This window comes from Vibrio sp. OY15 (assembly GCF_000742455.1).
Lineage (GTDB): Bacteria > Pseudomonadota > Gammaproteobacteria > Enterobacterales > Vibrionaceae > Vibrio > Vibrio alginolyticus.
Window position 1 is genome coordinate 354602 of record NZ_JPIL01000001.1, and the last position, 23741, is coordinate 378342.

Genomic DNA, 23741 nt, shown 5'->3' on the forward strand with positions numbered 1-23741 from the left:
AGTTTGGCAGGGTTTTTTTATTTTTAGGATTACCTTATCGTTGTTCAAGTTCCTTACTGCTCGCACCATCCCTCATTACTTTAAAATACTAGACCAAACTAGGGATGGCCCTTACCCGAGATTAGGCACGTATTGTTTTTCAGCTAATACACGCTAACGATAGCTTGTTGGCGGTTAGGCAGCGAGTGAGAGGGTATAGCTAAGCAGAAGAGGCAGCGTAAGAATGCTGAAAAAGTTGCCAAATAGTACCATTGACGCCACTTTCATGGGTTCTATATTCAGCCTTTCCGCAAATAGGTAATTCATGACGGCTGGCGGCAGCATTGTGAAGAGCACCATCATTTGCAATTGCATCGTTGGAAGGGGAATTAACCAATAAATAAGTGCAAAAGCGACAGCACCAGTTGCCAGTGACTGCACGGTACACAACACACCAATCTTTAAACCGTCCAACCTTAAATGACACATTTGTGCCCCCAGAGATAAAAGCATCACGGGTACGGCCGCTTGCCCAAGTAGAGCCGTGGCTTCGCATAAAGGCGCCCATGCACCCACATTTGACACGTTGAGAAACAGAGCCAACGACGCTGCTAAAAAGATTGGCATCTTGACTATTTGCTTAAAAGGGTTGCCATGACTAAGCAGCATTACGCCTAAGCTGATATGCAAGCATGCTGACACGACAAATAAAAGCACTGCTGACGACAGCGCAATTTCTCCAAACGTATAGGTAAACAAAGGAATAGCTAGATTTCCGCTATTCCGAAACATATGTGGTGGCGCCCAGGTTTTAAACGAGAGTGACGTCCATCGACATACCGGGATCATGAGTAGTGCGGGAATTAAAACCGCAACAATTGCCGCCAAAAGAAGCGGCCCCTGATTTGAATCGAGCGGCATGCTAACGAGTGACGAAAATACCAGTGCTGGCGTAAACACCTCAATATTAATGCGGTTTATTGGGCGAAAGTCAGGCTTGATGTAACGACCGACCAAATAGCCAACTCCGACAAGAGCAAAAACAGGGAAAAGAATATTTATGATTTGATTAATCATGGTCGCCTAGAAGCAGTGTAAGAAGCTAATGAGGAAATACACGAACTTCCACATTATCAATCTTTATATATGGCGTCATCGTTAAACAGCGAGAAGCGTGGGTTTAATCAAGCTTTCAAAGCACAGTTGCAAAGTACAGGTGGTCATACCTTTTAATCTAATTGTTACGTATCGAGTTACATACAAATCACTGAATTTACGACAAGTTCTATGTCAAGTGTCTGTTAAATAACCAATATCTGATATTTTTATTAAATAGTGTTTAATGTTGATATTTAAACTACTTTTAGTTTTATAATCTGGATGTTTTTCCTGATAAAGATGAAACAAAAACAAAAATATCAAATTTCTGGCGTTTAACAATAATTTACGTAGTGCTATTCCTTTTGTTTGCCAAGAAAAAAGTTGGCGAAAATCATAAGCTTGTCATACACTTCCTGATGTAACCCCGATATGTTGTTGAATTGGTAGGGTAAAACTGCTCTGGCGCTACACTAACGTAGCATTGTTTAACATAGCTTTGAGGAAAGTTTTATGGCGCTCACAAAAGCCGAACTGGCAGAAAACCTGTTTGATAAATTAGGATTTAGTAAGCGGGACGCCAAGGAAACGGTGGAAGTGTTCTTTGAAGAGATTCGTAAGGCACTGGAAAGTGGCGAACAGGTAAAACTGTCAGGTTTTGGTAACTTTGATCTTCGTGACAAGAATGAACGACCTGGTCGTAACCCGAAAACTGGTGAAGATATTCCAATTACTGCTCGACGTGTAGTGACTTTTCGCCCGGGTCAGAAGTTAAAAGCTCGTGTAGAAAACCTGAAGAAAGTACAGTAAGCCGAATAAATGGATCACGCTAAGGCGTGGTCTTTTTTTGCGTAAAATTCGTGTGCATACAAATGAAAACCACCGCAATGCGGTGGTTTTTCTGTTTATGAGAGACGCTTAATGATATCGGTTACGCCGCTTCTAGATGCGTTGTTAAGTATGGTTGCCATGCTTGTTGGTACAAGTTCTTAGACTGTGTACGCATGTTGCGAATAGAGGCAAGCTCTATTTCGCTTAGCTCACGTTTTTCCAACATCGCTTGACGTTCTAGTTTCTGGATTTTTTCGTATAGGTCGTGTTCGGGACCGCTTTTTACATCTGCGATTGCTTTCAAGTGCAGTTGAACTTCGGCTACTAGGTTTGTTTTTGGTAAACGAACGAGCAAGTTCAAGTCTCTATATCCTGAAGGGCCAGGTTTTTTGAATCGATTTTTTACTTTCACAATCGTTGTTTCACGCTCTAACGTTTCATAAATGGAGACTAAGCTCGCGACGTCTTCAGCTACAATCGTTGCACGTGCTAGGTCAGTAATACGTTCAACTTTCCCATCTAACTCTAAAGCTATCTTTTCTTCTGCTCGTTGTTTGGATTTCACGCCTGCGAAGTATGGCTGAGCGTCATTAAGAAGTGCGGTACTCTTACAGATAGTTTCAAGTTCAAATTGTGCTTGGTGAGCTTTGCTGTAAAGGATGTCGAAGTCAGAATATGGCTGAGTTGGTGTGGTGTCGATTGACTGAATGCCATATAAACCGCTAAGGCTGTGTTTAAAAAGTTTCGAACAAACTTCGTTTTGGCTGGTTGAACGATTTTGTTCGCCATTAGGCGCAGGGGTAATTGGAAGTGCGGCAAATGCCGGTGCACGGCTAAGTACCAAAAGCATCAATGCTGTAGTACGAAGAAATAAGCTCATTCACTCTCCTTAACTTGCTTGTACTTAGAAAATAGGGAACATAAAGGTCGCTAAGTTCGGCAAATCAGGTACTAACTTATAAATGGGGCCATTACGAAAGATTCCAAGGTTTCAGTTTTATCTTGAAGTAGAATCGTGCGTTAGATCACCATTTATCTTTTCTTTATTCTGATTATCAGATAAAGGCGCGTCTCCTATGAGACCGATTACATCCTATCACCGCAGTATTAACCAAAGATGAACGGCATAGACAAATTGAAAAAAAACGTTAGTCTTACCTCTCAAAATGAAAACAGCCGACAAGTAGAAAGTAAAATGAGAGACCAAGAATTTTGGCATAACAAATGGGCCAGCAATCAGATCGGATTTCACTTGGAAGATGTAAACCCGCTATTACCAGTATATTGGAAACACACTAATCCAAAGCGTGAAGATAAAGTGTTAGTTCCTTTATGTGGAAAGTCAGAAGACTTGATTTGGCTAGCGATGAAGCATGATTCGGTTGAAGGTGTTGAGCTAAGCCATATTGCTGTGCGTGCCTTTTTTGCTGAACATTTTTACACGCCAACGGTAACGCCTCTTAATGGCATGCACGAGCTTTATCAATTTGATGAGCTCTCTATTTATACTGGGGACTTTTTCACTGCACCAGTATCTCAAGCCGATATCATTTATGATCGCGCCGCGTTGGTTGCTTTACCGCAAGATATGCGAGAGGAGTATGTAGAGCGTCTCAAGCAACTTTTGAACCCAGGCGGTCGTATTTTGCTTGTTACACTCAACTATCCTCAAGAAGAGATGGCGGGGCCTCCATTTAGCGTGCCGGTCGAAGAGATTGAGCAGTTATTTTCAGGTTACAAAGTTACTTGTTTGAACGTAGATGAAGCTGACGAGAATCATCCTAAAATTGCGAAAAAAGGCTTAAGTCGCTTCTCTGAAGAAGTGTACTTAATCGAGAGTGAATAGGCTCTCTTCGGTTTGGAACACGAAATAGCGCAGCAATTTGAGCTGCGCTATTTTTGTATGAGTGGTTCGTATTTAATAAATGATATTCACTTTTGAAGCACTTTCAACAGCATCTTGAACGGCTTCTTCGGTGGTTTTTCGTCGCGTAAGGACAACACCTAAACGGCGGCGACCATCGATTTCTGGCTTACCGAATAGACGAACTTGTGTTTGAGGTTGAGCTAAAGCTTTGCTTAGGTTTTCAAAGCGAATGTTTGTGGAAGTCCCTTGTCCAAGAATAACAGCAGACGCAGATGGGCCATATTGTACAATATTATTAATTGGCATTCCGGTAAACGCGCGCACGTGGAGAGCAAACTCAGACATTTCCTGCGAAATCATTGTAACCATACCCGTATCGTGAGGGCGAGGAGAGACCTCATTGAAAATGACTTTATCGCCTTTGACAAACAGCTCTACACCAAAGATGCCGTAGCCACCGAGCGCGTTTACCACTTTCTCAGCCGTGTATTCAGCTGCTTTTACTGCGTTTTCTGACATAGTTTGCGGTTGCCATGATTCGCGGTAGTCGCCATCTTCCTGACGATGACCAATTGGAGCACAGAAATGCACACCGTCAACGGCTCTGATGGTCAATAAAGTGATTTCGTAATCGAAGTCGATAAAACCTTCCACGATAACGCGACCTGCACCCGTACGCCCGCCTTCCTGAGCGTAATCCCATGCTTGTGTAACGTCGTCTTCGGTCTTGATAACACTTTGCCCTTTACCTGAAGAGCTCATCACAGGCTTCACCACGCACGGAATACCCACATGCTCAACCGCGGCTTTGAAGTCTTCAAAGTTATCTGCAAAACGATAAGGTGAAGTCGTCAATTCCAGTTCTTCTGCTGCCAAACGTCGGATACCTTCACGATTCATTGTTAGCCTGGTTGCCTTAGCGGTTGGAACAACATTCAGTCCTTTTTCTTCAAGCTCTACCAGTTTGCCGGTTGCGATGGCTTCAATTTCTGGTACGACGTAAGTAGGTTGTTCCTTCGTAATAACTTCTTCTAAGGCGTTCCCATCTAACATGTCGATAACATAACTACGGTGAGCGACTTGCATCGCTGGAGCATTGGCATAGCGATCACAAGCAATCACTTCTAAACCAAGTCTCTGGCATTCAATGGCGACTTCTTTACCGAGTTCGCCAGAGCCTAAAAGTAATACACGGGTAGCATTTGCGCTAGTTGCAGTGCCAAACATAGTGTTCCCTTACAAAATAGAGTGATGAGACAGAAATTGCAGGAGATCATACTGAAGTTTTATGACAAAGCAAACGTTTGCTTTTGGTTTTTAGGTAATAAAAAAGCTCTACATGTTGTAGAGCTTTTTGTTGAATTTGTCGTTTATACGTTGACAAAACTAAGCGGAATATCTGGATTCAACGCTTCCAACGTTGATTGCGTATCGGCTAAGTGACTGATCTTACCTTCAGAGTTTTCTACCAATGCAGCGGCTTTGATGCTGTCAAAGGTTTCACCCGCAAGTAAAACTTGGATTAGCGCAACTTGTAGCGGTGGCAAGCTAGGATTAAACGCTGCATTTTCTGCATAAGCGCCTTGGAATACACGGCCGCTAGTCATCTCTAATGCTAAACCACTCAAGTTGTTGGTGTATGGAGAGTGGCTCATGTTCATCGCTTCAACTGCACTTTGGATGAGTGCGTCTTCATCATCACATGAGAATTGGTGTTTAACTTCTGCCATTAAGCCGGACTCGATACCGAGATCGTTTGGTCCAAAGGCTTCAGGCAGGTATTCATGAAGTGACTTTTCTTCACGTTCTGGGAGCTGGATTTTAAGCTCGTTTGCGGTAGATAACTCATTCATGAACTGGCGGCAGTGACCACATGGGCTGAAGTTGATAGTGATATCCTTAACACCACGTTCGCCTTTCATCCAAGCATGGCTAATCGCAGACTGCTCTGCGTGAACCGTTTGACCCAACTGTACACCAAAGAATTCCATGTTGGCACCGAAGTAAAGGCGACCTGAAAGACCACGAACGATAGCGCCGACATAAAAGTCAGAAAGGGGAGCATAGGAGTACGCTGCGGCAAAAGGAAGTAGCGCAACACGAAGCTCTTTGTCTGATAGACCGGTAGCTGAAAGCAACTGCTCAAATTGTTGAACTGAAAGCGTAGCATCAAAATCATCAGCTTGGATGATAGGAGCAAGTTGTTTGGAAAGTGCTTCTGGAGCGCCTGCTAGCGCCTGTTCAATGCGACTTTTCATGTTGAATCCTTGTTATTGCATGGACAGTTATTCTATGTGAAAGATAGAAATGTTCCGTGCGTTAGATCACGATAAATAATGCAATTGATAATTCTGTTACATAATTAGAGTGAGCTCACACATGTATTCGATTGCACAGGTGTGAAGCGTTATCTCCGTCTCACAATTAACCATATCAGTATATATTCATATGACCAAGGAGCAGGAGTATGTTACCAACGCGACTTTTACCGCTATGCTACTTTATACTTACGTAATCTAGAGCGAGTGGTAGCAGCTAGAATGCTAATGCTATGAATGTATATCTCAGTCAAGTCCCTTCACGATATTACTGGGTGAGTTTGATAGATAAGATAGGGTTTTGAAAAGGGATAAGTAAGAAACGTAAAGGCTATGGCCTGCCGGAAGGAGGGCAGACCGAGAGCGCTTAACTATTGATATAGCCAGACCGCCAAAGCAAAAAAACTTGGAGCCAAAATAGAAGTTATGATCCCACATAAAACCAATGCGAGTGATGAGAACGCGGCATCTATGGGCTGTTTCTCTGCACATGTCGCGGTGCCTAAGGCATGAGACACGGTACCCATTGTTAGGCCACGTGCAATCGGGTGTTTAATTCCAATTAAGTTGTAAATTGGGTATGCCAAAATCGCGCCCAATAAACCAACAATCAGAACCAAGATCGCCGCAACGGCAGCTTCACCACCGAGGTGACTCGAAATTTCCATTGCTATTGGCGTAGTGACGGATTTACCCACTAGACTTGCGATTAAACTGATATCCGCTTTGAAAGCGACTGCGAACAAGGTGGTTGTCATCATCGACATCACACTGCCTACTGTGCAAGCGAAAGTGATGATTCGCCAGTTTGCTTTAATTTGTGGTAGTTGTTCATATAGTGGATAAGCCAGAGCAACTACAGCAGGTTGAAGCAAAAAGCTAATTCCTTCGTTATCCGCATAATACGTTTCAAATGGCACATTTAAGTAAGTAAGCAAAGGAATGAGCACTGCGATACTGATCAGCAAAGGGTTTGCTAGAGGATTGTTCACTTTGATTGCGATTTGACGAGCGATAAGAAAAACCGCAATGGTAACAACTAACCACATATCAGTGTTTCTCCTGTAGCAAGTAATCTAGCAGCCAAGCGAGGCTGACCAGTACAATGAGTGAACCGCCAACCGCGCTAGCGATGATAGGGAGCGCATTGGCGAGTAGTAGGTCGAAATGCTGCATTAATCCGACGCTGATAGGAACGAACAATAAGATCATATAGCGGATAAATAGCGTGGCGCCCGGTTTGACCCAGTCGACTTTTACAAGCCCAAGAGTCATGGAGAAAAACAGTACGAGCATACCGATGACACTTCCTGGAACGGAAACGCCAGTGAACTTTTGAATGGTAATTCCGATGCCAAGTGCTCCCATGATGAGGAAGATTGAAATGAGCAGTTGGATCAGTTGTAAGAATCGTTCTTTAATCATTTTGACAGTATATAAACAACAAGCACACCATAAGGTGCGCTTGTATTAGGAGGAGTTAGGAAGCTAAGCTCTCTACATAACGGTACACGGATTTTAATATCGCAATCTTCTTTTCGTCACTTTCATGTTCGTGAACTAAGTTTTCTAAATTCAGCATGTACTCTTCAATTTGGCTTTCAAACACTTCTCGACAGTGTAGTGCCCAGCGTCTTTGTTCTTGCTCGTCTAATGTGCCTGGGAAGTTACGCGCACGATAGCGGAACAATAGAGGTTTAATACGCTTGTCATCAAATTCAATGTCTAATGCAGCAAGATTATTCGGGTCGGTTTCTCGAATGATATCCATAGCTGCGCGATCAGCCGGAGAAAAGAACCCGTCGTAAAGCTGTGTATCGACGTCATCACTTTTATCGAATTTACGCTCGACGGAAAAGAGGCTAATCAGCTTTTCTCTAATTTCAGGATGTTGGCGCAACAAAGCGAGATTGGCGAGACATTGTTGGCGATCAATGCCAATAGACTCTGCATTTTCAGCCGTTAACGTTTTTGCAGGGGCGAGAATAGGGCATTTGTTCAAATGAACTAGTTTAACTGGCACTGGTAGCAATTCACCAAGATCTTCGCGCTTCGTGTAGAGTCTTTCGTGCAGCTCTTCTGCGGATAGCTCAAGAATAGGTTGAGGGTCTTTCGCTAAATCGATGGTGATAACGGCGTTATTATTGGTTGGATGCCAAGCAACAGGCACAATCCAGCTAGTGTACTGACATTCGCGCCCTAGCATGCCTGAAACGTGCATCAACGGTGTCATGTTGACGATGTCGACTAAATCATTGAGCTTGCGCTTTTGGCGCATAGAAAAAAAGTAATCAAACAATTTTGGTTGCGCTGCTTTTACTTTCTTTGCCATTTCGATAGTCGCAACCACATCTGCCATGGCATCGTGCGCGTTACTATGTTCTATGCCGTTAGCCACAGACAAGTGTTCTAATTTAAAGCTAGTGAAGCCATCTTCGTTTTCTGGCCATTCTACGCCTTCTGGGCGAAGGGCATGGCACGCGCGTAGTACATCGAGTAAATCCCAACGTGAGTTACCGTTTTGCCAACTCCATGCGTATGGATCGATAAAGTTGCGATAACAAGTATAACGGGTCACTTCGTCATCAAAGCGAATGCTGTTGTAGCCTAAACTGGTGGTATTTGGTCTCGCGAGTTCAGTGTGAATCTTAGCGATAAACTCTGGCTCAGAAAGGCCTTCTTGAACCGTTTTTTGCGGAGTAATACCAGTAATAAGCGCAGCTTCAGGAGACGGAAGATAATCAGCCGGTGGTTGACAGTACATGACTAAAGGCTCGCCGATGATATTAAAGTTTTCATCTGTACGAACACCAGCAAACTGGCTTGGGCGATCTTTCGCGGGGTTGGTTCCCCATGTCTCATAATCAAAGAAGAAAAAAGTGGGCTGATTATCTTGGTGCATTCTGCTTACCGTTTACAAAACCGATGACAGTATTAGACCATTCAACGCCTTGACTAGCAACGAAAGATGCAAGTTGAATTTTTGAAAATGAAAAAAGCCGATGGCGAACCATCGGCTTGATATTTTACGTTTTATCGCTTTGGAAGGAATTTGAGTTCTATGCTCGTGTTTCTTCCAATGTTGCTTCACTTTCTGGTGACTTCAGCACTCGGCTAGCAATTGTACCCGCAGTCATTGAGCCTGAAACGTTTAGTGCGGTACGTGCCATGTCAATCAGTGGTTCAATAGAGATAAGCAGTGCCGCGATGGTCACAGGTAAGCCCATTGCAGGAAGAACAATCAAGGCTGCAAACGTCGCACCGCCGCCGACACCTGCAATACCAAATGAGCTGATGGTGATAATCGCAATCAATGACAGGATAAAGTGTAGATCAAGTGGGTTGATACCCATTGTTGGAGCTACCATCACTGCAAGCATTGCAGGATAGATACCCGCACAGCCGTTTTGGCCGATAGTGGCACCAAACGATGCTGATAGGTTTGCAATCGCTGGTGGTACGTTAAGCTTGGTGATTTGCGCTTCTACGTTTAGTGGAATTGTTGCTGCTGAGCTACGAGATGTAAACGCGAAGGTCAGTACAGGCCAGATTTTCTTAAAGTATTCCGCAGGGCTAACGCCAACAAAAGAGACCAATACGCCATGAACAACAAACATCAGTGCGATAGCAACATAAGACGCCACAATAAAGCCAAGTAGGTTTAGGATGTCGCCTGCGCTTGATGTCGCTACCACTTTTGCCATCAGTGCTGCGATGCCGTATGGCGTTAGGGCCATGATCATCTTCACTAATCGCATAACGATAGATTGAGCAGCTTCTACGAAAGTACGAATCGGTGATTCCAACTCTGCTTTTTCCATCATCACTTTACGAGCGGCGATACCAGTTAACACGCCGAAAATCACAACAGCGATAATTGATGTCGAGCGAGCACCTGTTAGATCAGCAAATGGGTTGGTTGGAATGAAGCTAACTAGCATTTGAGGAATAGTTAAGTCACTTACTGTACCGGCACGGCTTTCTAAAACGGCGATACGAGCGGTTTCACGCGCGCCTTCAGTTAAACCTTCTGCTGAAAGGCCAAATGTTGTTGTCACCAAGATACCGATGAGTGCAGCAATTGCAGTCGTTACTAGAAGAACAGAGATGGTCAGGCCAGAAATTTTACCTAATGATCCACCTTTCTCCAATTTAACAACTGCAGAGATCATCGATACCAACACCAGTGGCATGATGACCATTTTCAGTAGACCAACGTAGCCACTGCCTACAATGCCTACCCATTCAAGTGTTTGAGCAATTGCGCTGTTGCCTTCACCGTGAATGAGTTGCAAAGCAAGACCAAAAAGAGAACCGGTAACAAGACCGATTAAAACGAGACGAGAGAGTGTGTGTTTCTTTTGTTGTTGGTTAAATAGAAAGAACAATATGCCAACAAAGACGGCTAGAGAGGCTATCACTGCAAAATTCATAATCTGACCTTATCAACCTGCCGAAATGGCGGTTGTTTTTTATACGGGGTTTTATACGGATTTGTTTATGGGGCGTAAGATAACGCTCGTGATATAACTTTAAAAATGACAAACGGGTATTAGCTAGATCTAAAATGAATATAAAAACGAGATCTAAGTCGCGTGAGAGCGTGAATTAGCACGTTAATTGTACAAAATGGTTATTCGTAGTGATGCAGTAAGTCACGCATTTCTTTCCTTTGTAAGTAAACCACCGAGTCTTCTTGATAACTGAAAAGTTGATAAACCATCGCTTTGGCGACATCTTCTGCTCGAATCGGTAAAAAGTTGGACAGTTTGCCAAGCATGAATGGGCGAATTACCTTAAACAGAGTTTGTACTAACTTCTCGTCCATTCTTGGGCTTTGACGTTGACCAACAAGCGGGCCTGGGCGAACAAATACGATTTCCTCAAAATCCATAGCTTCGATTCGTTGTTCCATTTGTCCTTTACAAGCTAAGTAATGGGATGGCGATTTACTATTTGCACCGAGGCTAGAAACAACCGCAAGGCGTTTGACTCCGATTGTTTTCATTTGTTGGGCGACTTTACACACCAGATCAACATCTACTCTACGCAAATTATCCTTACTGCCTGCTTGCTTAAGGGTCGTGCCTAAACAGATAAAGCCGATGGTTGGTGTTGGTTGGTTCTCATCCCATTGGTGGATAGAAAGGTCTGCATCAATGAGAGGAATAAGCTTGTTGTCCACATCTAGGACGCCATCGAGTGGGCGGCGAGAAAGATAATATAATGTTCCAACACCTGATTGATTTATGAGGTTTGCAATGACTTTTGAGCCTACTAAGCCAGTTGCACCGGCGATGATTGCGCAGGTGTTGTTATCCATATCTTTTCTCCTATATGGGAACATAGTCTAAGCTATTGTAGCGGATTTCAACGAGTTACTTATAATCTCGTGCAAGAAAGGTGAGACGCTCTGCGAACTCGGCAGACTATCCTGAGATAAACTTGATTAGCGCTGCCCCAATTGGATGCAAGTGTATACAATAGTGGGCGCGCAAAAACTGTCGCTGAACAAGACCTCTTGAACAACAGAACACCTCTCACCCAGACAACATCAAAGGAACGTAAAAAATGGATGACTCTTTTGCTGCGGAGATACAAGCACGCATAGATAACAAAACCAAACCCGTCGGTTCTTTAGGCTTATTGGAAAAGGTGGCACTGCAGTTAGCTCTTATTCAAAGTCAGGATAAACCTCAGCCAGTTGATTCCATCGCTATCTGCAAACCGAGCATGCTGGTATTTGCTGGAGATCACGGCGTTGCAGAGGAGGGTGTGAGCATTGCGCCAAGCGAAGTCACTCAACAAATGGTGGCTAACTTTCTCGCTGACGGCGCAGCCATCAACTGTTTTTGCGACATTAATGGCATTCAACTCAAAGTAATAGATTGCGGCATGTTGGCTCCTATTGATGTGCTGGTTCCAGAATTTAAATCCCATCCCAACTTGGTTGAACAACGGTTGGGTAACGGTACGGCTAATTTTTCTAAACAATCAGCGATGTCCCCAGAACAAGTGGCGTTAGGTTTAGAATATGGTGCGAAGATTGCTGAGCAAACCATTTTGCATGGTTCAAACCTCTTGATGTTCGGTGAGATGGGCATCGGTAATACCAGTTCGGCCTCAGCACTGTTATCGGCACTGAGCTCATTAGATATTGATTATTGTGTTGGCGTTGGCACCGGAATCAATCAACAGCAGTTGAGCCGCAAATATAAACTGGTAGCACAGGGGGTAAACCGATGTCGAGGTCTTGATACCAAAGCGATTCTCGCACAGGTTGGGGGCTTTGAAATCGTACAGATAGTGGGCGCTTTTTTAGAAGCCAAGCGGCTTAAAACTCCAGTTTTAGTGGATGGGTTTATCGTATCGGTAGCGGCTTATATTGCGACGTTGTTAGACGAAGAAACGCGTGAATACATGTTGTTTGCCCATCGCTCTGAAGAAAATGGACATAAATTTGTATTGGAACATCTAAAAGCAGAACCTCTGCTCGACCTTGGTTTACGGCTAGGGGAGGGAACAGGAGCCGCTCTTGCCTTGCCTCTGTTAAAAGCTGCTGCCCAGTTTTACAACAAAATGGCGAGCTTCGAGAGTGCAGGAGTTACAGTTTAGTGTCAGTCCCTGATAATTCTGAGAAAGTCATGCCGTCATCGTTAAGATACCAGTGGGAGTTATTTCTATTAGCTACCAGTTTTTTTAGCCGCTTACCCGTGCCCCAAGCGTTGCATTACAGTGAAGAACGCATGAATCAGGCAGGCCGTTACTTTGCGTTAGTTGGTCTCGTGCTTGGAGCACTTTGCGCTTTGGTATTCTCGCTCACCTCAATTTTTTTCCCAGAGTCGGTTGCCATAGTATTAACGATGGTGTTTAGCTTATTGTTAACTGGGGCTTTTCACGAAGACGGCTTGACCGATATGGCGGATGGCATTGGCGGTGGCATGACCGTAGAGCGACGCCTCTCTATTATGAAAGACAGTCGTATTGGCACTTATGGTGCCGCCACTCTCATTATGGCGTTATTGGCTAAGTATGTTTTTTGGAGTGAACTGGCTAACTTGCCGCACTTTTGGTTGGTCATTGTCGTCGCTTACACCGCAAGCCGAGCACTAGCAGCGACGCTTATTTATGACATGCCTTATGTCAGTGACAGTGATACGTCGAAAAGTAAACCGCTAGCAAGTCGCCAGTCTTCTCTAGAAGTCTCCATTTTGTTGTTTACTGGTGGCATAACATTGCTTGTGCTTGGTATCGCGGATGCGATCTTGATATCGCTTGTTCTCGTGGTATTTCGTTTGATGTTCAAACGTTGGTTAACCAAGAGAATTGGCGGCTTTACGGGGGATTGCCTTGGCGCAGCGCAACAGTTGTCGGAACTGCTTATTTATCTCACTATGATTGGGTTGTATCACTCCTCATGAAGCAATTGATACTCGGTGGCGCGCGCTCTGGGAAGTCGCATTTGGCAGAAAAAACAGCTAAGCAATTATCGGTCGCTTCTCATCGATCATTACACTATGTTGCAACCGCGCTGCCATTTGACCAAGAAATGCGAGAGCGAATAGCGCATCATCAAAAGCAACGCGGGGGCGAGTGGCAAGAGCATGAATGCCCCCTTAATTTATCTGAGTTACTGACAAATTTCGCTACCACCGATGTTGTATTGGTCGATTGTTTAACCTTGTGGCTCAACAATTGGATATTTGAGTTAGGTGATGAATGTTCCAATGAGAAGCTAGAAGCAGAAATTGAAAAGCTTATACAGGTGGTGCGTGGCTCAGATGCGACGTTAATATTCGTCTCTAACGAGGTTGGAATGGGCATTGTACCTTTGGGGGCGGTTAGTCGTTATTTTGTGGATAATGCAGGACGGATGAATCAAAAACTAGCCAGTGTTTGCCATCGCGTTACCTTTGTTGCTGTTGGTTTGCCGTTGGTTCTTAAAGAGTAGGATGGAACAAAATGAAAACACTCAATATCTATCTTGTGCGTCATGGAAAAGTAGACGCTCCACCAGGACTCCATGGCCAAACAGATGTAAAAGTTACGCCTGCTGATCAAGAGAGTATTGCTCGGGCTTGGGCCGAGAGTGGACGAGGTGTGGGTGGAATAATTTCTTCTCCGCTTTCACGCTGTCAAGAACTGGCAAACATCATTGCTGAACAGCAATTATTACCAGTAATGACGGATGAGTCTTTACAAGAGATGGCATTTGGTGATTTTGATGGTATGCCTTTTGATATGCTCACTGAGCAGTGGAAAAAGCTAGATGCTTTTTGGCAATCGCCAGCACAACATACGTTGCCGAATGCTGAGAGCTTAAGCACATTTTCTGAGCGCATATGTCGCGTTTGGTCTCAAATCATCAACGATATCAATGACAATCTACTTATCGTCACGCATGGTGGCGTCATTCGTATGATTCTTGCTCATGTATTGGAGTTAGATTGGCGTAACCCAAAGTGGTATTCGACGTTGTCGATAGGAAACGCTTCTGTCACGCATGTAACAATTACCATAGATGAGCAAATTTACGCCTCGGTGCGTTCGATTGGCGTACCTCTTTTAACTCGTTAATTTATAAATATTAAAATGCCCAGAACGATATTGCTTACGGGCATAGTCACGGAAGATGTCAGTGGAGGCCCATCTGCTAGGTGCAGGAAGCGAAAATTGACTCAGTTACTTAAAAAGGAAATATAGAAATGACAACGCCGAGTTGGGATTTGTCCATCGTTTATAACGACCTTTCTGACCCACGAATTCAAGACGATATTGCTCTTGTGGAACAATGTATTGATCTTTTGAATAAACAATCAGCAGATTGTGGCAACGTAGAGATCATGCAAAATGCGATTTTAACCAATGAAGCCGCGAGTCGTTTAGCGGGTACAGTTGCAAATTTTGCGAGTTGTTATGCTTCTGTTGATGCAACAAACGCCGAAGCGAAATCGTTACTTGGTAAAATGACCCGCATCTTTTCGGAGCTTTCCCAAGCGTTCAGTCCCTTTGATTTGACATTAACTCATGCCGACAAAGAGTTTATCTTGCGCGTGTTAGACCATGAGAATCCTGATATCAGTGGGCAAGCTTTTTCTATCTTGAATTCTAGAAAGTTGGCGGATACTCGTCTTAGCAACGCAGAAGAACAGTTACTGGCTGCGATGAGTGTGGATGGCAAATCGGCTTGGGGTAACCTATACGATAACCTGACTGGCTCATTGAAAGTGAAGCTTGAGTACACAGATGGTAATAGTGAAGAGCTTGGATTTTCTCAAGCGGCAAGCATTCTTTATGGTTCTGAATTCGAGCGTCAAGAAGCCGCGTGGCGTGGCGTACAAGATGCAATGCAAACGCACCAAGAATCATTCGCTGCGATTTTGAATGCGTTAGCAGGATGGCGCTTAACTGAAAACAAAAAGCGTTCTACGAAGCGTGAAGTTCACTTCCTAGAGCCGAGTTTGCATGGTAGCCGAATCCAAGCTGAAACTTTAAATGCGATGATGACAGTAGCCAAAGACAGTCGAGCTATTGGTCAGAAAGCAGGTTTATTGATGGCGCAAGTACATGGTCTGGATGAGATGAAACCTTGGAATCATCTGGCGGCTATGCCTGCTTTGAGCGGTGAAGCGAAGGTTTACGACTTTGATGAAGCGATTGATGTTATTTGTGAAGCATTTGAAACAGTAAACCCTGAGATGTCGGAGTTTGTCCGTTTGATGGTACAAAATGGTTGGATTGATGCCGCGCCAAATGCTAACAAGCGTCTTGGCGCATACTGCACCAAACTGCCAGCAACGCGAACACCACTTGTGTTTATGACTTGGAGTGGCAGCCGTTCAGACCTTATGACTCTGGCACATGAACTTGGCCATGCGTTCCATAACTGGGTTATTCGTGATTTGCCACTTTGCCAAACTTACTACCCAATGACGTTAGCAGAAACCGCCTCTATCTTTGCAGAAAACATCGTTCGTGATCATTTGATTTCGAAAGCTGAGAGCGTTGATGAAAAGCTCGAGATGTTGTGGGAAGAGTTGTCATCTGCGCTAGCTTTAATGATCAACATTCCGGTTCGCTACGAGTTTGAAAAATCGTTTTATGAACGCCGCCAGGATGGAGAGTTAACCGCAGATGATTTCTGTGAGTTGATGTCAGAAACTTGGAAAGAATGGTATGGCGACGTAATGAGCGAACCGGATCCGTACTTCTGGGCAAGCAAGCTGCACTTTTCTATTGATAGCGTGAGCTTTTATAACTACCCATACCTATTTGGCTTCTTGTTTAGCAAGGGTATCTATGCACAGCGAGAAACCAAAGGCGAAGCGTTTTACACCGATTACATCAATTTGCTGCGCGATACAGGCTGCATGATGGCGGAAGATGTCGTCGAAAAGCATCTGTCTATGGATTTAACCCAGCCAACGTTTTGGCAGCAGAGTGTTGAGCTAGTGCGTGAAAAAGTCGATGAGTTTGAGCGTTTGCTCGTACAGCGCGGCTAAGTTTTTCGCAGTGTTGATGCATAATCTGCTTTATAGCTACAAAAATTTGATCAAATCATAATGATCTTAATCAGGGCTGTGGTAAAGTTCACAGCCCTAACACTTTGTAATTGTTTGAAAATTAAACGCTTCAATGCTTGATTTGAGTGCCTGGCGCGAAAAGGCATCGGATTTTCGAGGGAAATAGTGATTTCTACTCATAAGTGAGATCGCAGCAACAAAAATCCTTTGTACAATTTATTAACATATCCGCCGTGCTATTAAGGAGTAACGCATGACGAAGTCTCTCTTTCGCCAATCGTTTTTAACTGACACGTTAGATGTTCATATTGATGTTGCACCAGCGGAGCAGGTGCTTTCTAGCGGTGTAAAACTTAAACTCTATCAGCGTGGTGTATTAGAAGTAATCCCTGCGAATTATACTCAGGATACGAAGAACATCATCATCTCTTGTGGAGTTCACGGAGATGAAACCGCACCGATGGAGCTGGTGGATTCCATTATTCAAGACATAGAATCTGGGTTCCAGACGGTCGATACCCGTTGTCTGTTCATTATCGCTCACCCAGAATCCACTCTGGCGCACACGCGATTCCTCGAAGAAAACCTCAACCGTCTGTTTGACGAAAAAGAACACAAACAGACAAAAGAGCTTGTTATCGCCGATACACTTAAGCTGCTTGTTCGAGATTTTTATCAGGATACCGACCCGACAACACGCTGGCACCTTGATTTACACTGCGCGATTAGAGGCTCGAAGCACTATACGTTTGCAGTAAGTCCTAAGACTCGTCATCCAGTGCGCAGCAAGGCATTGATCGATTTCTTGGACAGTGCACACATTGAAGCTGTGCTCCTGTCAAACTCACCATCGAGTACGTTTAGCTGGTACAGTGCTGAGAACTTTGGTGCGCAGGCTCTCACGATGGAGCTTGGACGTGTGGCTCGTATTGGTGAAAATGACCTCGATAAACTGACCGCGTTTGATTTGTCTTTACGTAATTTGATTGCGGAAACGAAGCCAGAACACCTACCAAAACCATGCATTAAGTATCGCGTAAGTCGCACAATCGTTCGTTTGAACGAAGACTTTGACTTTATGTTCGACGACAATGTTGAAAACTTCACCTCATTTGTTCACGGCGAAGTGTTTGGTCATGATGGCGACAAACCATTAATGGCAAAGAACGAAAACGAAGCGATTGTCTTCCCAAACCGCCACGTCGCAATAGGTCAACGCGCAGCTCTGATGGTTTGTGAAGTGAAAACCCGTTTTGAAGAGGGTGAGTTGGTTTACGATTAATCCAACATTGCTTTGAGAAGTTAATTGCAATTTACCGAGGCTTAACTGTAAGGTTAAGCCTCGTCTGTTTTTATCGGCTGCTATGGATTTTCAACAACTTATCCTGAACAAGGAGCGACGCTGGCAACGTAACCTGATGGTTATGTCGATCGTGCTCGCTGTACTCTCTGCCATTCACTTGATGGTCGGAGAAATTTTCCTTTCTCCTTTTCAATCCTTATCTGCATTTGAACAGAAGTTATTGGTGGACTTGCGTTTACCGAGGTTAGTGTCTGCGGCAATTATTGGTGCTGCGTTAGCGGTATCTGGCGCGACGTTACAAGTGTTGCTTGGGAACGTGTTGGCTGAACCTGGCGTGCTTGGTATCTCTGGTGGTGCAAGCTTAGCAATGGTCTTAATCATGTTCGCGTCACCTGTTCTTCCTACCCCGATTGTTTTTATGTTGGCAGCAATTGCAGGCTCGATGGTATTCACGTTTGTTTTGGTGGCGATAGCAAGGGCAATGCACCTGACGACGGCTCGATTGCTTTTGGTTGGTGTCGCATTGGGTATTTTATCGAGCGCGATTGTGACGTGGGCATTTTACTTCAGTGATGATCTCAGCTTACGCCAACTGATGTATTGGTTAATGGGCAGCATTGGCGGTGCGAGTTGGTATCAACATACCGTTACTTTGGTGATGTTACCAGTGCTTACCTGGTTGTGCTGTAAAGGCAAGTCGCTTGATAAATTGATGCTGGGTGAGATTCATGCGACCCAATTGGGTGTCGACGTGCATCAAATGCGTTGGAAATTGATCCTCGCCATTTCTATTTTGGTGGGTAGTTCAGTCGCTTTGGGTGGCATCATCAGTTTTGTTGGTTTGGTGGTCCCGCACTTGTTGCGTTTGGCTTTTGGTACGGAAAACCGTTATTTATTGCCACTTTCTGCAATATCTGGTGCTGCGTTGCTTGTATTTGCTGACATCGGCGCAAGACTGTTATTGGACTCCGCAGAGTTACCTTTAGGTGTCATGACAACATCGATTGGCGCACCTATTTTCATCTGGATGCTGGTGAAGAGTCATGATGCACGTTAAACATATGTCGGTTGGTAGTCGATTATTGCCTCTTTCTTTTGAATGCAAAGCTGGCGAAATCGTACATATCGTTGGGCCTAATGGTTCCGGTAAGAGTACTTTATTGGCTGCGATTTCTGGTACGTTAAGTCACCGAGACGGTATGAGTGGTGAAGTGTACGTGGGCAACAAAAACTTGCTTACTTTACCGTTGTCAGAGCAAGCTCATGTTCGAGGTTATTTGTGTCAGCAATCGCGCCCAGCGTTTAATGTTGATGTGTTTCAGTATCTAGCCCTATCTCTGCCGAGTGGCGCTGAGATTGCGGATATCAAAGTGCGTGATGCCGTCAATATGGTGGTGGAGCTGGTACAACTGCAAGATAAGCTTCATCGCAGTATTCAAACATTATCCGGTGGTGAGTGGCAGCGTGTCCGATTAGCAGGTGTATGTTTGCAGGTGTGGCGTACCATTAATCCTTTTTCGCAGTTTTTAATTTTGGATGAGCCAGCAGCACCGTTAGATATTGCGCAAGAGGGTCTGCTTTATCAATTGATTAACGCTATGGCGGCGCAGGGAATTGGAGTATTGGTTGCTAATCACGATCTCAATCGCACATTAAAGCACGCAGATAAAGTATTGCTGCTTAACAACGGTGTGCTGCACTCATCAGGAAGTGCCGATACTGTGCTAACGGAAGAAGCTCTCGGGGAAGTGTTCAATACTCAAGTCAAAAAGGTCATTGTAGATGAGCAACCTTATTTAATCTTTGATTAATATTTAGGGACAATAAAAAACGACCTACTTGAGGTCGTTTTTTTTTAATCGAGATAGCCAAACTCAACGCTTATTGAGTTAACGGTTTTAGATCTGCAGGGCGGTAGTAAACAGATTTGAGTACTTTGCCTTTACGAATGGTTTTACCTTCCGATACGAAATCTTCGGCGCATTTCGCGATGATGTATTCACCTTTCTGCACCGCCATCAACTTGATGCCTTGTTCCGCGTAGAATGCTTCTGTTTCTGAGTACTCTTGCTCGTTACGGCATACTTTGCTCATGTTGCTTGAATGTACTTCATCCCAGCAAGGAATAAATTCGATACCACGGTTTACCGCAACGTTTAATAGAAGATCAATTAAGTAGCTGATCGCCAGGTTGTCTTCTACTTTGCTGTGGCCAAGATGAACGAGACGTCCCATTAATACATACACGCTGTCTACGATGGCATCTGCTTGCTCAGTTTTACAATCTGCTTCTGCTAGCTCTGTTAGCTCTTCGATCGCCAAAGAGGTGTGTAGTGTGTCTGCTTGCGTATCAAGGCTTGCAGCGTCTGCGACTGGTAAGTCGAACGTACTACGGAACTCGGTGATATCACGGTATAAGTGATCAAAAATCTCTTGGGTTAGCTTTGACAGTTGCATTCTAATTTCCATTGAATCGATTGAAGCGGCAATGATACCAAACCGCACTTTGAACCCCAAGGGCATTGCATCTAACTGGTGATAAATCTGCCTTTGGGAATGGTGGTGCTTAACGAAATAGGTAAGGGAACAGCTTTTTACGTTCTTCCTCTGAAAGGGAGGAAACACGAGCGATGTTTGTATCGGGAATGGATTCAGGATCAGGATAGTGTTTTAGTACCTTTTCCATACTCTCTTCGCGAATCAAATGGAAGATCGGGTAAGGAGAACGATTGGTTAGGTTTTCGTCGTCTTCAGGCCTTGCGCCGCCAAAACAGTAATCAGGATGGAAAGTCGCTACTTGGAAAACACCTTCCCAGTTTTGTTGCTTAATTAATCCTTCAACCCAATCGATACAAAAGTTGTAGTCCCAGAAATCTTGTAGCATGTTGGGAACCACAACCAACGTGGTCTCAAGTTGTTCGGGTTCTGTGTTACTCAGCTCAATCAGCTGCAATAAAATATCTTCAAGAAGCGCTTCTTCTTGAGTCGCTTCACTAACAAAGATTTTGATTTGTTTATTACGTTGCGGTTTGGCAGCAAACGGACAAAGGTTGAGCCCGATTACCACATCGTTGAGCCATTGGTTGACCTGTTGAGTGATCGCTTCGATATCTGTGTTTTGTGTTGAACGCGTTGACATACGACTTTCTGGTTTTATTAAAGTAGCGCAAGCATAGCAGAGTTGGTTATCCAAGTAACCAGAGAGGTATTACGTAAATGAGCGTACCTTAGCTACTCTTTAAACTCGCAGTGTCAGGTGTTTGGTCAGTATGCTTTCTTTCGGCAATGTGTTTCAAATACGCAATTGCAGCAAACATTGCTAGGTAGACGGCGCTTCCCCCCATAAGAACACTCGACCAACCTCCATGCTGCCAACAATAAAGAAGTAAGAATCCTCCTAAGCTACCGCCTACGTAGTAGTGTACTAAGTAGAGCGCTGTCGCGGTGGCTTTGGCACGAGTGGCATTCTGACCGACCCATCCGTAGGCGAGGGTATGAGTAAAGAAGGCACCAAAACTTATCAACAACAATCCAAATAGCATTGCAGTCAAGCTTTCAACCGCCGCAATCCACATCCCCGTCATGCTCACTATCGCGCCTAAGAACATACCGAGGATTGATGAATAACGTTTACTCCAGTGGCCTGCGCAACGAGAGGAGAAAGTCCCTCCCAAGTAACAAATAAAGATCAGTGAGGCCAACCCGACGGGCACATTGTGAGGTTCACTCACCAGACGGAAACCCATGACGGAGTAAAGGTTGACGAACAAAGCAAAGTTGAGTCCTCCTATCAGCATCGCGAACCACACGCGTTGGTTTTTAAAATGACCAATAAGCGCACGATTTTGATGGCGCAAGCTGCTTGATGACGGGGTGAAGTTGCGCTGTGTTGGCAATAAATAGTGAACGCCAATGACACCAAGAAGAGTGAACACCATCATAACTTCTATGGCGACATCAACACTGAAATTGTCCGCCAATAAGCCGCCGCTAATACGCCCTGCAATACCGCCTAGTGAGTTAGCCGCAATGTACGTTCCAATTGCCATCGAGAAAGCGTGCTTGTCGAGCTCTTCTGCCATGTAAGCCACGGCGACCGCAGCAAAAGCTGCGAGCGCGACACCGATCAGTGCTCGACATACCACCAAAAACAGAAATGAGTCACCAAACAGCATCAAAGCGGAAAGGGTAGGAATCGAAAAAAGACCAGCCATCATGACTGGCTTTCGTCCCACTGATTCTGACAACACAGCCATTGGAACGAGGCTAAAAGAGAGAGCGAGTGTTGAGGCCGCAAATAACCAGTTCACTTGCGTTTCTGAGATCGTGAAAATTTGGGCAAAAGTGGGCAGCATTGGCTGTAGTAGGTATAAATTTGAAAAAACCAAGAAGGAACCAAGCGCTAGCGAGAGCGTAATGCGTTTGTATTCCGGTGTGCCAAAACTGACCATGAATCCTGCCTAATGTGAGCAAATGGAGAGACTGTGATCAATCTATCAGTTCGTTATAAATTAAAAAAATATATTAAAAATATGGACACCATATATTTATGATCTAATGGAATCGAAACAACTTAAACATTTTCTGGCGGTCGCTGAACATGGAAATATTACCCATGCGGCGAAAGCCCTGCATATTGCCCAGCCCGCATTAAGCATTTCTATCAAAAAGTTTGAGCAGTCTTTGGGCGTTACCCTATTTCGCCGTGATGATAAAAAAATCAGCTTAACGAAAGAGGGCGAAACGCTACTTATACATGCCAAGCGGGTGATTCAACAGTTGCACGACGCGCAGCTCGCGATTGATGAGTTGAAAGGCTTAGCGAAAGGCGAAGTAAGGCTCGGGACGCCATCAATGATGGGCAGTTATTTCTTTCCACGAATTGTGATGGCGTTTAAAAGCCAGTTCCCGGAGTTAAAATTGACCTTGGTCGAAGCTGGGACTCAATCGATTCGTCGTATGCTGCTCAATGGTCAACTCGATATCGGTGTGATCAGTTGTGATAACGTGCCTGATGACCTAGAAACTGACCATTTGTTTACTAGCCAAATGGTCGCAGTTGTTTCACCTGAGCATGAGTTAGCCCAGCGACACGCTCTTACTTTTGATGAGTTCTTTGAACACGATTTGGTTATGTTTCAGCATGGCTATTTTCACCGCGAATTTTTGGATCAGGTGAGTGAGGAGCATGGGTTTACCATGAAGTCATCATTCGAGACCAACTTACTGCCTTTGATTTTGAGTATTGTAAAACAAGAGTTTGCGATTACCGCGTTACTGGAATTGGTGACTCAACATGAGTCGGGCGTTGTTGGCTTACCGTTTGAACCACCAGTGACGCTGGATCTGGCACTTGCTTGGCGCAAGCAGGGGTACTTATCAATAGCAGATCGAACGTTTATCGACTTTATCAAGCGCTACGTTTAAACGCAGCGCAGATTCATCGTCCGAGCACTAGTCGCCTTTGTACATCTTCTCGAAGTTCTTTGGGTTCCAGCCAATCATTACCCGATCACCAATTTTTAAAACTGGCACTGAACGAGCACCAAGCGCATCAAGTTCTTTGCGACCGCGTTGCATCTTAGCATTGCACAAACGATAGTTAATATTTTTCGAATCCAGATAACGTTGAGCATCTTTGCAGTGAGGGCATTTGTCTTTGACATAAAGAACGACACGTTTCATTGAATTTCTCTCCATTATCATTGGGAGGCGAAGTTTAAAGGCCTTTCACAATAAATGAAAGGCGAAAGCTAAGGTGAAACTGTCCTTTATCTCAGGTATATTGAGCGCCTTTATTTTGTCATAAAAGACGTTAACTC

General features: G+C 44.4%; 24 protein-coding genes. 11 read left to right on the forward strand and 13 right to left on the reverse strand.

Annotated features, from left to right (window positions below; genetic code table 11):
• Positions 1-174: 174 nt before the first annotated feature.
• Positions 175-1056: an AEC family transporter gene (locus IJ23_RS01540; RefSeq protein WP_033905148.1), complete on the reverse strand. Its 882-nt coding sequence runs from the start codon at positions 1054-1056 to the stop codon at positions 175-177.
• 534 nt (positions 1057-1590) lie between these two features.
• On the opposite strand from IJ23_RS01540, the gene ihfA reads away from it, so the two are divergent.
• Complete coding sequence (ihfA, locus tag IJ23_RS01545; RefSeq protein ID WP_005377899.1) at positions 1591-1887, forward strand: integration host factor subunit alpha; 297 nt, start codon at positions 1591-1593, stop codon at positions 1885-1887.
• 121 nt (positions 1888-2008) lie between these two features.
• Here ihfA and IJ23_RS01550 read toward each other — a convergent pair whose 3' ends face one another.
• On the reverse strand, positions 2009-2788 hold the full coding sequence (locus IJ23_RS01550) for a phosphoribosylglycinamide formyltransferase (RefSeq protein WP_005377897.1): 780 nt from the start codon (positions 2786-2788) through the stop codon (positions 2009-2011).
• Between the two features lie 315 nt (positions 2789-3103).
• Here IJ23_RS01550 and IJ23_RS01555 point away from each other — a divergent pair, with 315 nt between their 5' ends.
• A complete protein-coding gene (locus tag IJ23_RS01555) occupies positions 3104-3754 on the forward strand; it encodes a thiopurine S-methyltransferase (protein WP_021707633.1) in 651 nt (216 codons plus the stop codon).
• Between the two features lie 72 nt (positions 3755-3826).
• On the opposite strand, the gene purT is transcribed toward IJ23_RS01555, so the two are convergent.
• The 7 genes from purT to IJ23_RS01590 all read right to left on the reverse strand — a co-directional run bounded on the left by purT (position 3827) and on the right by IJ23_RS01590 (position 11416).
• Positions 3827-5002 (reverse strand): formate-dependent phosphoribosylglycinamide formyltransferase, encoded by a 1176-nt coding sequence (gene purT / locus IJ23_RS01560; protein ID WP_033905149.1) that lies wholly within the window; start codon positions 5000-5002, stop codon positions 3827-3829.
• A 143-nt stretch (positions 5003-5145) separates the two neighbouring features.
• On the reverse strand, positions 5146-6033 hold the full coding sequence (gene cdd / locus IJ23_RS01565) for a cytidine deaminase (RefSeq protein ID WP_005377892.1): 888 nt from the start codon (positions 6031-6033) through the stop codon (positions 5146-5148).
• Between the two features lie 431 nt (positions 6034-6464).
• Positions 6465-7142 (reverse strand): LrgB family protein, encoded by a 678-nt coding sequence (locus tag IJ23_RS01570; RefSeq protein ID WP_017820875.1) that lies wholly within the window; start codon positions 7140-7142, stop codon positions 6465-6467.
• 1 nt (position 7143) lies between these two features.
• On the reverse strand, positions 7144-7518 hold the full coding sequence (locus IJ23_RS01575; protein ID WP_005377887.1) for a CidA/LrgA family protein: 375 nt from the start codon (positions 7516-7518) through the stop codon (positions 7144-7146).
• Between the two features lie 55 nt (positions 7519-7573).
• The gene (sbcB, locus tag IJ23_RS01580) at positions 7574-8995 is read right to left on the reverse strand and encodes an exodeoxyribonuclease I (RefSeq protein WP_017820876.1); all 1422 of its coding nucleotides are present in this window, start codon (positions 8993-8995) and stop codon (positions 7574-7576) included.
• Between the two features lie 157 nt (positions 8996-9152).
• Complete coding sequence (locus tag IJ23_RS01585) at positions 9153-10526, reverse strand: L-cystine transporter (RefSeq protein WP_005377885.1); 1374 nt, start codon at positions 10524-10526, stop codon at positions 9153-9155.
• 200 nt (positions 10527-10726) lie between these two features.
• Complete coding sequence (locus IJ23_RS01590; RefSeq protein ID WP_017820877.1) at positions 10727-11416, reverse strand: NAD(P)H-binding protein; 690 nt, start codon at positions 11414-11416, stop codon at positions 10727-10729.
• 248 nt (positions 11417-11664) lie between these two features.
• Here IJ23_RS01590 and cobT point away from each other — a divergent pair, with 248 nt between their 5' ends.
• The 8 genes from cobT (at position 11665) to btuD (ending at position 19730) form a co-directional block, all read left to right on the forward strand.
• Positions 11665-12708, forward strand: a complete 1044-nt coding sequence (gene cobT / locus IJ23_RS01595) for a nicotinate-nucleotide--dimethylbenzimidazole phosphoribosyltransferase (RefSeq protein ID WP_033905151.1) — start codon at positions 11665-11667, stop codon at positions 12706-12708.
• Between the two features lie 29 nt (positions 12709-12737).
• The gene (locus IJ23_RS01600; RefSeq protein WP_031777196.1) at positions 12738-13514 is read left to right on the forward strand and encodes an adenosylcobinamide-GDP ribazoletransferase; all 777 of its coding nucleotides are present in this window, start codon (positions 12738-12740) and stop codon (positions 13512-13514) included.
• Positions 13511-14044, forward strand: a complete 534-nt coding sequence (cobU, locus tag IJ23_RS01605) for a bifunctional adenosylcobinamide kinase/adenosylcobinamide-phosphate guanylyltransferase (RefSeq protein ID WP_017820879.1) — start codon at positions 13511-13513, stop codon at positions 14042-14044. The genes IJ23_RS01600 and cobU overlap by 4 nt, the downstream gene beginning before the upstream one ends.
• An 11-nt stretch (positions 14045-14055) precedes the next feature.
• A complete protein-coding gene (gene cobC / locus IJ23_RS01610; RefSeq protein ID WP_017820880.1) occupies positions 14056-14670 on the forward strand; it encodes an alpha-ribazole phosphatase in 615 nt (204 codons plus the stop codon).
• Between the two features lie 128 nt (positions 14671-14798).
• On the forward strand, positions 14799-16595 hold the full coding sequence (locus IJ23_RS01615; RefSeq protein ID WP_017820881.1) for a M3 family oligoendopeptidase: 1797 nt from the start codon (positions 14799-14801) through the stop codon (positions 16593-16595).
• A gap of 274 nt (positions 16596-16869) precedes the next feature.
• Positions 16870-17898 (forward strand): succinylglutamate desuccinylase, encoded by a 1029-nt coding sequence (locus IJ23_RS01620; protein ID WP_017820882.1) that lies wholly within the window; start codon positions 16870-16872, stop codon positions 17896-17898.
• Between the two features lie 82 nt (positions 17899-17980).
• Positions 17981-18976 (forward strand): vitamin B12 ABC transporter permease BtuC, encoded by a 996-nt coding sequence (gene btuC, locus IJ23_RS01625; RefSeq protein ID WP_017820883.1) that lies wholly within the window; start codon positions 17981-17983, stop codon positions 18974-18976.
• Entirely contained in the window at positions 18963-19730 is a 768-nt protein-coding gene (gene btuD / locus IJ23_RS01630) for a vitamin B12 ABC transporter ATP-binding protein BtuD (RefSeq protein ID WP_017820884.1), read from the forward strand. The genes btuC and btuD overlap by 14 nt, the downstream gene beginning before the upstream one ends.
• Before the next feature lie 70 nt (positions 19731-19800).
• Here btuD and IJ23_RS01635 read toward each other — a convergent pair whose 3' ends face one another.
• From IJ23_RS01635 to IJ23_RS01645, 3 genes are all read right to left on the reverse strand, one after another.
• Positions 19801-20376: a nucleoside triphosphate pyrophosphohydrolase family protein gene (locus IJ23_RS01635; protein ID WP_005377875.1), complete on the reverse strand. Its 576-nt coding sequence runs from the start codon at positions 20374-20376 to the stop codon at positions 19801-19803.
• A 109-nt stretch (positions 20377-20485) separates the two neighbouring features.
• Positions 20486-21058 carry a DUF1415 domain-containing protein gene (locus IJ23_RS01640; RefSeq protein ID WP_017820885.1) on the reverse strand — a complete coding sequence of 191 codons (573 nt, stop codon included), beginning with the start codon at positions 21056-21058 and terminating at the stop codon, positions 20486-20488.
• A gap of 88 nt (positions 21059-21146) precedes the next feature.
• Positions 21147-22370, reverse strand: coding sequence for an MFS transporter (locus IJ23_RS01645; RefSeq protein ID WP_017820886.1), 1224 nt, complete (start codon positions 22368-22370; stop codon positions 21147-21149).
• Between the two features lie 106 nt (positions 22371-22476).
• Here IJ23_RS01645 and IJ23_RS01650 point away from each other — a divergent pair, with 106 nt between their 5' ends.
• Entirely contained in the window at positions 22477-23346 is an 870-nt protein-coding gene (locus IJ23_RS01650) for a LysR family transcriptional regulator (protein ID WP_017820887.1), read from the forward strand.
• A gap of 27 nt (positions 23347-23373) precedes the next feature.
• Here the strand turns inward: IJ23_RS01650 and IJ23_RS01655 are convergent, their stop codons facing one another.
• On the reverse strand, positions 23374-23604 hold the full coding sequence (locus IJ23_RS01655; RefSeq protein ID WP_005377871.1) for a glutaredoxin family protein: 231 nt from the start codon (positions 23602-23604) through the stop codon (positions 23374-23376).
• Between the last annotated feature and the right edge of the window lie 137 nt (positions 23605-23741).